This is a genomic window from Streptomyces sp. NPDC059874 (assembly GCF_042731135.1).
GTDB lineage: Bacteria > Actinomycetota > Actinomycetes > Streptomycetales > Streptomycetaceae > Streptomyces.
Genome location: NZ_JBHWJY010000141.1, coordinates 1 through 11,506, shown reverse-complemented (window position 1 = coordinate 11,506; position 11,506 = coordinate 1). Strand labels below are relative to the sequence as shown.

Genomic DNA, 11,506 nt, shown 5'->3' with positions numbered 1-11,506 from the left:
GGGCTGGATTGGCCGGAGGGCAATTTCAGCCTCGCCGGCGTTTGAGGCGCGGGGTCCGGGGCGGAGCCCCGGGCGGCGGCGGCGCGCGCCATGTACCCAGAAGGGCCACGGGCAGGGGTTCTGAGAGACTGGGGGCGATGAACGAGACACCGATGCGCGTGTACGCCGAGATCGATCTTGACGCCGTACGGGGGAACGTGCGCGCTCTGCGCGAGCGGGCGCCCCGGGCCGAGTTGATGGCCGTGGTCAAGTCGAATGCCTACGGGCACGGGGCCTTGGCCTGCGCAAAGGCCGCCCAGGAGGCCGGTGCCACCTGGCTCGGGACCGCCACGCCCGAAGAGGCGCTCGCGCTGCGCGCCGCCGGCGTCGAGGGTCGGATCCTGTGCTGGCTCTGGACCCCCGGCGGGCCCTGGCGGAAGGCCGTCGAAGCCGAGGTCGACGTCTCCGTCAGCGGGATGTGGGCGCTGGAAGAGGTACGCGAGGCCGCCCGCGCGGCGGGCCGGACCGCGCGGATCCAGCTCAAGGCCGACACCGGCCTCGGCCGCAACGGCTGCCAGCCCGCCGACTGGGAGGAGCTCGTCACCGCGGCCGTCGCCGCCCAGGCCGAGGGCACCGTCCAGGTCACCGGCGTCTGGTCGCACTTCGCCTGCGCCGACGAGCCCGGCCACCCCTCCATCCAGCTCCAGCTCGCCGCGTTCCGCGACATGCTCGCGTACGCCGAGAAGGAGGGCGTCGAGCCCGAGGTCCGGCACATCGCCAATTCGCCCGCCACGCTCACCCTCCCCGAGTCCCACTTCGACCTGGTGCGCTGCGGCCTGGCGATCTACGGGGTCTCGCCGTCCCCCGAGCTCGGCACCCCCGCCCAGCTCGGCCTGCGGCCCGCGATGACCCTCAAGGCCTCCCTCGCGCTGGTCAAGACCGTCCCCGCCGGGCACGGGGTCAGCTACGGCCACCACTACGTCACCGAGCACGAGACCACCCTCGCCCTGATCCCGGCCGGCTACGCCGACGGCATCCCGCGGCACGGGTCCGGGGCCGGTCCGGTGCTCGTCGGCGGCAAGATCCGCCGGGTGGCCGGACGCGTCGCCATGGACCAGTTCGTGGTCGACTTGGACGGAGACCACGCCCGGGTCGGCGACGAAGCCGTCATCTTCGGGGACGCGGAGCGCGGTGAACCCACCGCCGAGGACTGGGCCCAGGCCGCACACACGATCGCGTATGAGATCGTCACCCGTATCGGTGGCCGAGTGCCCCGGGTGTACCTCGGCGGCTGAACGGAGTGAGGGCGGCGGCGTGAGCGAGAACTGGCGCAAGGCCGGCTGGGCCGGTGCGGCCATCGGCGTGCTGGCCGCGGGCGCGGCCGCCGGTGTCGCGGTCGAACGGATCACCGTCGGGCGGGGCGTGCGCATGAAGGCGCGCCTCGCGCTCGACGCCGCCGCGGACTACGGGTCCCTGCGCGGCACGGAGGGCACCTGCCGGGCCGAGGACGCCACCGAGCTCCACTACGAGGTCGACGAGCTCCCCGAGGGGGCCAAGCGCTCGCGGCTGCGCCGCAAACCGGCGCCCGCGGCCACCGTCGTGTTCTGCCACGGCTACTGCCTCTCCCAGGACTCCTGGCACTTCCAGCGCGCCGCCCTGCGCGGAGTGGTCCGCGCCGTCTACTGGGACCAGCGCAGCCACGGCCGCAGCGCGCGCGGCCTCGCCCAGGCGGACGGCGAGCCGCTGACCATAGAGCAGCTCGGGCGGGACCTGAAGGCCGTCATCGACGCGACCGCCCCCGAGGGCCCGCTGATCCTGGTGGGTCACTCGATGGGTGGAATGACCATCATGGGACTCGCCGAGCAGTTCCCCGAGCTGGTGCGGGAGCGCGTGGTCGGCGTGGCTCTGGTCGGCACCTCCAGCGGCCGGCTCGGCGAGGTGACGTACGGGCTCCCCTCCGTCGGCATGGGCGCCGTACGCCGGCTGCTGCCCGGGGTGCTCAAGGCGCTCGGCTCGCAGGTGGAACTGGTCGAGAAGGGCCGCCGGGCCACCGCCGACCTCTTCGCCGGCATGATCAAGATGTACTCGTTCGGCTCCAAGGACGTGGACCCCGGCATCGCGCGCTTCGCGGAGCGGCTGATCGAGGGTACCCCGATCGACGTGGTCGCCGAGTTCTACCCGGCGTTCCAGACCCACGACAAGACCGCCGCGCTCCAGCGGTTCGCGGACGTCCCCGTCACCGTCGTCGCCGGCGACAAGGACATGATCACCCCGCCCGGGCACAGCGTGGCCATCAAGGAGGCGCTGCCCGGCGCCGAGCTGGTGGTCCTGGAGTCCACCGGGCACCTGATGATGCTGGAACGCCCGGAGACCGTGACCCGGCTGCTCATGGAGCTGCTGGCACGCACCGGGGCGGTCCCGGTCCCCGTAGCGACTAACGTTGGCGCGCATGGAAGAAGTACCGCTGGAAGTGCAGCGCAGCCAGGCAGCACCGGCACCTGAGGCCGGGAGCGCCCAGGGCGGCGCCCGGAGCGTCACCGAGACCCGGATCACCGTCGACTCCCCGGGCGCGATGCAGGAGTTGGGTCGCAGGATCGCGGGGCTGCTGCGCCCCGGCGACCTGGTCCTGCTGACCGGCGAGCTGGGCGCGGGCAAGACCACCCTGACGCGCGGGCTCGGCGAGGGTCTGGGCGTGCGCGGGGCGGTGACCTCGCCGACCTTCGTGATCGCCCGCGTACACCCCTCGCTGACCGGCGGACCGGCGCTGGTGCACGTGGACGCGTACCGGCTGGGCGGCGGGCTGGAGGAGATGGAGGACCTGGACCTCGACGTCTCGCTGCCCGAGTCCGTGGTCGTCGTGGAGTGGGGCGACGGCAAGGTGGAGGAGCTCTCCGACGACAGGCTGCACGTGGTGATCGCGCGGGCGGTCGGCCACGAGGAGGTCCTGGACGACGTACGGGAGGTCTCCGTGCGCGGGGTCGGTGCGCGCTGGGCCGCCGGGGCCGGGGCCTGGGCCGAGACCATCTCCGAAGCCCTCTCGGAGTAAACGTACCGACAACCCGTCGGCAAGATATTGCGCTCTTGGCGGCGCTCGTGATGACATGGTACCGAGAGTTTCTTAGGTATGCCTAAGTTCGGCGTTTCCGGGCCCAGGAGGCAGCAGCCATGTCGGCACCAGCAGGAGCACCGCGCGATCCCCGCCCGTCCGCCGTGTCCATGCGGGCGCTGCTCGCCGCGGGAGTGGCCGCCACCGCCGTCTCGACGCCGCCCGCGCGTGCGGACGTTACGGACGAGGGTGAGCCGGGGACGCCGGACGGCGGCCTACGCGAACAGGCCGCTCCGGAGTCCGAAGCGGCCTGAGTCGCACGTACGGGTGAATCAGTCGGGTCGCGGCCCTAGGGGACGACGACCACCTTCGAGCTGATCGTCGCGAAGGCCCACATCGCGTCGCCGTCGGCGCGCGACATGCGGATGCCGCCGGTCTTCCTGTTCGGGTCGGGCTCCGGCGTCGCGCCGTCCACGCGGGCGCTGAAGCCGATCGCCACGCCCTCCGTACTGGCGAACCGCACGACGTGCTCGATCGGCACCCCGTCCGAACCGGTGACCGCGCCCGAGCGCGAGCCGACCGTATAGCTGCCCGGCTTCGGGTGCACGGTGCTCGGCATCACCTGGAACGACTTCGGCTCTTGCCCGGCCGCTCCCACCAGCCACACCCGCTTCTGGCCGATCGAGTACACGACGCGCGTACCGGTACCGGAGCCCTCCGGCACGGGCACCGGCTTCGCCGGGTCCTGCTTCGCGGCGGACTGGCTCGGGGCGGGGGAAGGGTCCTGCGCGGCAGCCTTCGGAGGGTGCGCGGGCGCCGTCGCGGAGGCCTGGTAGCCGAGGAAGCCGACGGCGGCGATCGCCGCGGCGGTGAGCCCGGCCACGATTCCCGAGCTGCTGCGTGCCACCTTGCTCCACCTCTTCGACCTGACCGGTCACCTGGACCGAACACCTGGACCGACACCTGGGTCGAAAGGTAGCAGCCGGGCCGCCGTTCGACCGTTCGCAAGGGGCGCGGCCGCAGGAGTCGTAGGCTGTTCGCGTGCTCTTGCTCGCTGTAGATACCGCCACGCCCGCCGTCACCGTCGCCCTGCACGACGGCGAGTCCGTCCTCGCCGAGTCGAACCAGGTCGACGCCCGCCGCCACGGGGAGCTGTTGCTGCCCTCCGTGGACAAGGTGCTCGCCGAGGCCGGGGTGAAGCTCGACGCCGTCACCGGCATCGTCGTCGGCGTCGGCCCCGGCCCCTACACGGGGCTGCGCGTCGGCCTCGTCACCGCCTCCACCTTCGCGGCCGTACTGGGCGTCCCCGTGCACGGCCTGTGCACCCTCGACGGGCTCGCCTACGCCGCCGGTGCCGCCGGGATCGACGGCCCCTTCACCGTCGCCACCGACGCACGGCGCAAGGAGGTCTACTGGGCGCGCTACGAGGACCCGCGCACGCGCCTCGGAGAGCCCGCGGTGGACCGCCCGGCCGACATCGCCGAGCAGGTCGCCGGGATGCCCGCGGTCGGCCAGGGCGCGCTGCTGTACCCGGACGTCTTCACCGACGCACGGGAACCCGAGCACCAGTCGGCCGCCGCGCTGGCCTCGCTGGCGGTGGAACGACTGGCGGCCGGCCAGGAGTTCCTGCCCCCGACGCCGCTCTACCTGCGCCGGCCCGACGCCCAGGTGCCGAAGAACTACAAGGTGGTCACCCCGCAGTGACCCCGGCGACCCCGCACACCCTGCGCGAGATGCGCTGGTGGGACATCGGGCCCGTGCTGGAACTGGAGCACGAGCTGTTCCCCGACGACGCCTGGTCCGCCGGGATGTTCTGGTCCGAGCTCGCCCACGCCCGCGGCCCGCAGTCCACCCGCCGCTACGTCGTCGCGGAGCTGCCTCCCGACAGCGGCTCCGCCGAGGGCGCCCCCGGCCGGATCGTGGGCTACGCCGGACTGGCCGCGATCGGCGACCTGGCCGACGTACAGACCATCGCCGTCGCCCGCGACCAGTGGGGGACCGGCCTCGGCGCCCGGCTCCTCGCCGAGCTGCTGCGCGCCGCCACCGCCTTCGAGTGCGCCGAGGTGCTCCTGGAGGTGCGGGTGGACAACACCCGCGCCCAGAAGCTCTACGAGCGCTTCGGCTTCGAGCCCATCGGCTTCCGGCGCGGCTACTACCAGCCCGGCAACGTCGACGCGCTCGTCATGCGACTGACCGACCCCGCACAAGCACGAACTGAGAGCAGTGAGAGCAATGGCTGACGAACCGCTCGTCCTCGGCATCGAGACCTCCTGCGACGAGACCGGCGTCGGCGTCGTCCGCGGCACCACCCTGCTCGCGGACGCGATCGCGTCGAGCGTCGACGAGCACGCGCGCTTCGGCGGCGTCGTGCCCGAGGTCGCCTCCCGCGCCCACCTGGAGGCGATGGTCCCCACCATCGAGCGCGCCCTGAAGGAGGCCGGTGTCAGCGCCCGCGACCTCGACGGCATCGCGGTCACGGCCGGCCCGGGCCTCGCGGGGGCACTGCTGGTCGGCGTCTCGGCGGCCAAGGCGTACGCCTACGCGCTGGGCAAGCCGCTCTACGGGGTCAACCACCTCGCCTCCCACATCTGCGTGGACCAGCTGGAGCACGGGCCGCTGCCGGAGCCGACCATGGCCCTGCTGGTCTCCGGCGGGCACTCCTCGCTGCTGCTCGCCCCCGACATCACCTCCGACGTACGGCCGCTCGGCGCGACCATCGACGACGCCGCGGGCGAGGCCTTCGACAAGATCGCGCGCGTGCTGCAGCTGGGCTTCCCCGGCGGCCCGGTCATCGACCGGCTCGCGCGCGAGGGCGACCCGAAGGCGATCGCGTTCCCGCGCGGGCTGACCGGGCCGCGCGACGCGGCGTACGACTTCTCCTTCTCCGGGCTCAAGACGGCCGTCGCCCGCTGGATCGAGGCGAAGCGGAACGCGGGCGAGGAGGTCCCGGTGCGCGATGTCGCGGCGTCCTTCCAGGAAGCCGTGGTGGACGTGCTGACGCGCAAGGCGATCCGGGCCTGCAAGGACGAGGGCGTCGACCACCTGATGATCGGCGGCGGCGTGGCCGCCAACTCCCGGCTCCGCTCGCTCGCGCAGGAGCGCTGCGACGACGCGGGGATCATCCTGCGCGTGCCGCGGCCGAAGCTGTGCACGGACAACGGCGCGATGGTCGCGGCGCTGGGCGCGGAGATGGTCAAGCGGAACCGCGCGGCCTCCGACTGGGACCTGTCGGCGGACTCCTCGCTGCCGGTGACGGACCCGCACGTGCCGGGCACCGGGAATTCCGACGGCGACGGCGACGGCGACGGCCACGGGCACTCCCACGGCCACTCGCACTCGCACTCGCACTCGCACGACCACGACCACGTGCACGAGCTGAGCAAGGACAACCTGTACTCGTGAGCACCGTCGCGCTGATGTGGGAGGCCCGGGCCGCCGACGGCCGGGGCAACGAGCTGCTGGAGTGGGCCCGCGCCCAGGTCCTCGCCCGGGAACCGGTGCGCCGCGAGGTGTTCCGCGCCCCGCAGGACCGGGTGCTCGTCATCACCTGGTGGGAGACGCCCGAGGGTGTGGCGGCGGAGCTCCCCGAACTTCCGGAGCCCGCAGCCGACTTGATCACGCGGGCGGTGCACCGCTGGCGCTTCGAGTCGGTGGAGACCACGCCGTAGGGGGAGCGGGGCGTGCGGATATGGTCATGTGCATGCCTCGCCCTGACCTGCCGCCCCTGCCGCCGCCCGCGCACCTGCGTGCCTGGCTCGACGAGGCCGTCGTACGGGCCGACCGCGCACGGTTCCTGAGCGATCTGAGCCGACGCAGCCTGGGGATGGGCCGGTTGCTGCTCCTGTGGGCCGTCGCGGCCGTCTTCGTGCTCGGCTGGTCCTTCGTCGGCATGGCCTGGACGGCCTTCGAGCAGCGCGACTTCTTCTCGTACGTCTACGGCCTCATCTTCGCCGTGCTCGGCGCGGGCGTGCTGATCCCGGCCGGATTCTGGTTCGCCCGGGGCGCCCGACGGGACCGGCAGGTGCGCCAACTGCTGCACGCCTGGGCGGAGTCGTACCGGGACCCGGTCGCCGACGCCCGGCTCCGGGCGCCCGGGCTGAGCCTGACCTGGCTGCTGGCCTCGTTCGCGCTGGGCGTGTTCGGGCTGTGGGTGGCCTTCGCCGCCGCGGCCTCGGCCCGCCCGGACCGCACGACGTACGGCGAGATCGCGTACACCATGGGCATCGGCCAGATCCTGTGGATCACTGGCCTCCTGGGCCTCGCCAAGGCGGCCGCCCACTACCGCTGGGCGGTACGCGCCTTCCGGCCCTGACGTCCGCTCGGAGCCCCAGCCCCTAGGACGCCAGGTTCAGCTGCCACGAGACGCCGAACCGGTCGTTCACCCAGCCGAACCTGGCGCTGAAGCCGTACGAACCCACCGGCATCAACTCCGCACCCTGCTCGGCGAGGGCCCCGTAGAGGCGGTCGAGCTCGTCGGCGCTCTCGCACTCCACGAAGAGCGACACCGCCGGGGTGAACCCGAAGGCGTGCTTGACGTAGCTGTCGATGCACTTGAACTGCTGACCGGCGAGCGAGAACGTCGCGAGCTTCACCGTGCCCGCCTCGCCCGGACCCTCCGCGTCGTAGCGGCTGATGTCGATGACCTCGGCGTCGTCGAACAGCGAGGTGTAGAAGGTCAGCGCTTCCTCGGCCCTGCCCTCGAACATCAGAAACGTGGTGATCTTCTGCGGTGCCGAGGCCATGGTGCCTGCCCTCCGATGACGGGAACGGTGACGGTGCGACGGGGGTGCCCCCACCGCGACCGACGCTAGGGCACGGGTCCGACAACGACCCCGCGACTCACGGGGCCCGGCGGCTCGCGCCGATCGTCCGGCCGGTCACCGTACGGGCTACTCCGCAGGCGGCACGGCGGGGGCGCCGATCAGCATCGAGGGGGCGCCCGCCACCCGGGTCAGGAACACCGTCGCGGAGTTCGGCCCCTGCGGTTTGACCTTCCTGCGCAGTTCCTCGGGCTCGATCGCCGAGCCCCGCTTCTTCACGGTCAGGACGCCGACCCCGCGCTCGCGCAGCAGCGCCTTCAGCTTCTTCAGGCCGAACGGCAGCACGTCCGTGATCTCGTACGCCGTCGCGTACGGCGTCGCGCGCAGCTCGTCGGCCGTGACGTAGGCGATGGTCGGGTCGATGAGCCGGCCGCCCAGCTGCTCGGCGACCTCCGCGACGAGGTGGGCCCGGATGACGGCGCCGTCGGGCTCGTAGAGCCAGCGGCCCACCGGCCCCGCCTCCGGATCCGGCAGCGGATCGACGGTGTGCAGCCCGCGCGGCCCGGGCAGCAGTGTGGCGCGCACCGTGCCGGGCGCGGTCCCGAACCAGAGCACGGCCTCCTTCACGTCCCCCTGGTCGGAGATCCACTCGGCCTCGGCCTCCGCGGGCACGGCCTCGTGCGGGATCCCGGGGGCGATCTTGATGGCGGCGTACTTGGCCGTACGGGCGGTGGCGACGGCCCAGGACAGCGGCGGCGAGTAGGACTCCGGGTCGAAGACCCGCCCCCGCCCCCCGCGCCGGGCCGGGTCGATGAACACGGCGTCGTACTCGGCGGTGTCCACCTCCGTCACGTCCGCCTCCCGGACCTCGATCAGGTCCGCCAGTCCCAGCGCCTCGGCGTTGGCCCGCGCGACGGCGCAGGTCAGCGGGTCGCGGTCCACCGCGAGCACCCGGATGCCGAGCCGCGCCAGGGCGAGCGCGTCGCCGCCGATGCCGCAGCACAGGTCGGCGACGCTGCGGACGCCGAGGTCCGCCAGCCGCTGGGCGCGGTACGAGGCCACGGAGGCGCGGGTGGCCATCTCGCCGCCGCCGGAGGTGAAGTACATCCGGAAGGCGTCCTCCGCGCCGAACTTCGCCACCGCGCGCTGTCGCAGCCGGGCCTGCCCGAGCGCGGCGGAGACCAGCCCGGCGGGGTGCTCGCGGCGCAGCCGGGTGGCCACGGCCAGCTCCTGGGCGGGGTCGTAGTCGCGGAGCGAGTCGAGGAGGGCGCGGCCCTCGGGGGTGAGGAGGGCGGCGAAGTCTTCGGGGGTCACGCCCCCATTGTCGGCGACGGCCGGTGTGGGCCACTCGAAGGAAGGTGCGCGGCCCGTCGCGGTGTCTTCCGGGGAGACCGCGTGTCGGCTGCAAGTATGCGCAGCTATGCAGCTAGTCGGACAAAAGGAAGATAAGACGCAACACGGTCACCGGCGCGCGGCGATCCCGCACGGCCGGTTCGGGGTGGCCCTGGCCGCCCTGCTCGTCGCCGCCCTCGGGACGGCATGCGGCTCCACCGACTCCGGCGAGGCGGACAAGGCGGAGAAGGCCAAGGCCGCGAAGGGCGCCGAGGCGGCTTCGGGCGCGGCCGGCGCCATCGGCAGCTACGCCGAGAAGCTGAAGGCCGCCCAGCAGGCACGCATCGCCGCGGCGAAGAAGTGGGGCCTGACGAAGCCGCCGCTCACGGCCCCGGCGGCGCCGAAGCAGAAGCCCGAGATCACCACCCGCGACGGCTTCGAGGTCGAGGACCAGGAGGAGTACCCGCCGGTCTTCACCACGATCCCGACGGAGGACAAGGTCGTCTTCCTGACCATCGACGACGGCGCCGAGAAGGACCCCGAGTTCCTGAAGATGATGCAGGAACTGAAGATCCCCTACACGGCCTTCCTCAGCGACTACATCGTGCGCGACAACTACCCGTACTTCAAGGCGATGCAGGCCGCGGGCGTCACGCTGAACAACCACACGCTCAACCACCGCTACATGCCGGGGCTGTCGTACGAGAAGCAGCGCCAGGAGATCTGCGGCCAGCAGGACACGATCCAGAAGCAGTTCGGCAAGCGCCCGACCCTCTTCCGGCCGCCGTACGGCAACTACAACCAGGACACGCTGAAGGCGGCGAAGTCCTGCGGCATCAAGGCGGTCCCGCTGTGGAACGCCGAGGCGTTCACGAACCGGATGGACTACCGGGAGTGGGACCGCGATCTGCACCCCGGTGACATCATCCTCACGCACTTCCGGGGCAAGGAGGATTGGAAGGGCACGATGCCTGACATGATCCGTCATGTCATGAAGACCGTCACGGACAAGGGATATGCCGTGGCTCGGCTGGAGGACTATCTGCCGACCTCTTAGCCGAAGTCGAAAGAAATGTGCGGGCTCGGCCGTCCATGCTGCCGCGTGTGCGCCGAGCCCGAACTCGGCCGACGCAACTCCCGCCACTGACAACCGCAGAAAGCGCAGGGCGCAACAGATGCACAGAGGACTCCGCCGCCACGCAACTGCGCGGCGAGGACGCGCGCGCCGGTTCGTAGCCGGAACGCTCGCAGCCGGCGCGCTCGCGCTGTCCCTGACGGGGTGCGGGGACAGCGTGGATCCCATCGAGCGGCTGGGCCGCAAGACGGCGGAGAAGACGCCGGCCACGGAGACGCCTGCGAAGGAGACGAAGGGCGCCGGTTCCACCGCCGGCTCGGCCGTCCCTTCGGCAGGCACCGGCTCCCCCAACACCGCATCGGACGAGGCGTACAAGAAGTGGGGCCTGACGGCCCCCCTCCAGTACGCGCCCAAGCCCGCCCAGAAACCTCAGATCCCGAAGGCCGCCCCGGGCAAGGTCCCGGTGATAGACCGAATACCCGTCCCGGCGGACGACAAGGTCGTCTTCCTGACTTTCGACGACGGCGCCGAGAAGGACCCCGAGTTCCTGAAGATGGCGGCCGACCTCAAGCTGCCGATCAGCATGTTCCTGACGGACAACGTGGCCTCGTCGGACTACGGCCACTTCGAGAAGCTCCGCGACAACGGCTCCGCGAGCACGATAAACAACCACACCCTGACCCACCCGAACCTGCGGACCCTCTCCTACGAGGCGCAGAAGCACGAGATATGCGGCCAGCAGGACCGCCTGGAGAAGCGCTTCGGCCAGCGCCCACCGCTCTTCCGTCCGCCCTTCGGCAACTACAACGACGACACCCTCCGAGCCGCCTCGGAGTGCGGAGTCTCGTCCCTGCTGCTGTGGCGGGTCTCGATGCAGATCAACAACTTCCAGTACGCCGACGGCTCCGCCCTCAAACCGGGCGACATCATCCTGGCCCACTTCCGCGGCCCGTCCGAACTCAAGGGCGCGACGGAAATCCAGATGACGACCCGCATGCTCCAACGCATCCAGGACCAGGGCTACAGAATCGGCCGCCTGGAGGACTACCTGTAGGCGGGGGGTACGGGTCCACGCGCGTGCGGGACTTCTCCCCCCTCGGGGCACGCCCGGGGGCGGCGGTTGCCCACCCGCCGCGGCGGGGGTCGGGGAGCGGGCGGTCAGTCCTGTACGGCGGGGTCGGGGGATGGCGGCATCCGAGCCGGGCGGAATCAGAGTGGTCTTGGGGGTTTCCCGTCAGTCTCATCGTCCTTCCGTGTCGGGCCGGCCTGTCAAGGGCGCTCCTTCGTCGCGTCGCTTCGCGATGTCGCTGCGCT

Annotated in this window: 14 protein-coding genes; 11 read left to right on the top strand and 3 right to left on the bottom strand. The window is 72.1% G+C overall.

The genetic code is table 11. The annotated features are described in order from the left end of the window. The first annotated feature begins 137 nt into the window (after window positions 1-137). The 4 genes from alr to ACFV9H_RS40175 all read left to right on the top strand — a co-directional run bounded on the left by alr (window position 138) and on the right by ACFV9H_RS40175 (window position 3,339). Window positions 138-1,274 carry an alanine racemase gene (gene alr, locus ACFV9H_RS40190; RefSeq protein WP_385408740.1) on the top strand — a complete coding sequence of 379 codons (1,137 nt, stop codon included), beginning with the start codon at window positions 138-140 and terminating at the stop codon, window positions 1,272-1,274. After that, window positions 1,219-2,481, top strand: coding sequence for an alpha/beta fold hydrolase (locus tag ACFV9H_RS40185; RefSeq protein WP_385408738.1), 1,263 nt, complete (start codon window positions 1,219-1,221; stop codon window positions 2,479-2,481). Before alr ends, ACFV9H_RS40185 begins: the two co-directional genes overlap by 56 nt. A gap of 70 nt (window positions 2,482-2,551) precedes the next feature. Further along, a complete protein-coding gene (tsaE, locus tag ACFV9H_RS40180) occupies window positions 2,552-3,025 on the top strand; it encodes a tRNA (adenosine(37)-N6)-threonylcarbamoyltransferase complex ATPase subunit type 1 TsaE (protein ID WP_385408744.1) in 474 nt (157 codons plus the stop codon). 119 nt (window positions 3,026-3,144) lie between these two features. Next, the gene (locus ACFV9H_RS40175) at window positions 3,145-3,339 is read left to right on the top strand and encodes a hypothetical protein (protein ID WP_385408737.1); all 195 of its coding nucleotides are present in this window, start codon (window positions 3,145-3,147) and stop codon (window positions 3,337-3,339) included. Between the two features lie 35 nt (window positions 3,340-3,374). On the opposite strand, the gene ACFV9H_RS40170 is transcribed toward ACFV9H_RS40175, so the two are convergent. Further along, window positions 3,375-3,932 (bottom strand): hypothetical protein, encoded by a 558-nt coding sequence (locus tag ACFV9H_RS40170; protein WP_385408735.1) that lies wholly within the window; start codon window positions 3,930-3,932, stop codon window positions 3,375-3,377. Between the two features lie 134 nt (window positions 3,933-4,066). Between ACFV9H_RS40170 and tsaB the strand changes: the two genes are divergently transcribed. The 5 genes from tsaB to ACFV9H_RS40145 are packed head-to-tail and all read left to right on the top strand — an operon-like array spanning window position 4,067 to window position 7,337. Beyond that, window positions 4,067-4,729: a tRNA (adenosine(37)-N6)-threonylcarbamoyltransferase complex dimerization subunit type 1 TsaB gene (gene tsaB, locus ACFV9H_RS40165; RefSeq protein ID WP_385408733.1), complete on the top strand. Its 663-nt coding sequence runs from the start codon at window positions 4,067-4,069 to the stop codon at window positions 4,727-4,729. A gap of 29 nt (window positions 4,730-4,758) precedes the next feature. Then, entirely contained in the window at window positions 4,759-5,265 is a 507-nt protein-coding gene (gene rimI, locus ACFV9H_RS40160; RefSeq protein WP_385408742.1) for a ribosomal protein S18-alanine N-acetyltransferase, read from the top strand. Further along, window positions 5,258-6,427, top strand: coding sequence for a tRNA (adenosine(37)-N6)-threonylcarbamoyltransferase complex transferase subunit TsaD (tsaD, locus tag ACFV9H_RS40155; protein ID WP_385408731.1), 1,170 nt, complete (start codon window positions 5,258-5,260; stop codon window positions 6,425-6,427). Before rimI ends, tsaD begins: the two co-directional genes overlap by 8 nt. Further along, complete coding sequence (locus tag ACFV9H_RS40150) at window positions 6,424-6,693, top strand: hypothetical protein (RefSeq protein WP_365175834.1); 270 nt, start codon at window positions 6,424-6,426, stop codon at window positions 6,691-6,693. The genes tsaD and ACFV9H_RS40150 overlap by 4 nt, the downstream gene beginning before the upstream one ends. A gap of 32 nt (window positions 6,694-6,725) precedes the next feature. Further along, the gene (locus ACFV9H_RS40145) at window positions 6,726-7,337 is read left to right on the top strand and encodes a hypothetical protein (RefSeq protein WP_385408729.1); all 612 of its coding nucleotides are present in this window, start codon (window positions 6,726-6,728) and stop codon (window positions 7,335-7,337) included. Between the two features lie 22 nt (window positions 7,338-7,359). Here ACFV9H_RS40145 and ACFV9H_RS40140 read toward each other — a convergent pair whose 3' ends face one another. Together ACFV9H_RS40140 and ACFV9H_RS40135 are read right to left on the bottom strand one after the other, a co-directional pair. After that, window positions 7,360-7,767, bottom strand: a complete 408-nt coding sequence (locus ACFV9H_RS40140; protein ID WP_385408727.1) for a VOC family protein — start codon at window positions 7,765-7,767, stop codon at window positions 7,360-7,362. 147 nt (window positions 7,768-7,914) lie between these two features. Further along, window positions 7,915-9,099 (bottom strand): methyltransferase domain-containing protein, encoded by a 1,185-nt coding sequence (locus ACFV9H_RS40135; protein WP_385408725.1) that lies wholly within the window; start codon window positions 9,097-9,099, stop codon window positions 7,915-7,917. 106 nt (window positions 9,100-9,205) lie between these two features. Here ACFV9H_RS40135 and ACFV9H_RS40130 point away from each other — a divergent pair, with 106 nt between their 5' ends. After that, window positions 9,206-10,174: a polysaccharide deacetylase family protein gene (locus tag ACFV9H_RS40130; protein WP_385408724.1), complete on the top strand. Its 969-nt coding sequence runs from the start codon at window positions 9,206-9,208 to the stop codon at window positions 10,172-10,174. Between the two features lie 118 nt (window positions 10,175-10,292). Then, a complete protein-coding gene (locus ACFV9H_RS40125; RefSeq protein WP_385408722.1) occupies window positions 10,293-11,246 on the top strand; it encodes a polysaccharide deacetylase family protein in 954 nt (317 codons plus the stop codon). Window positions 11,247-11,506 lie beyond the last annotated feature (260 nt).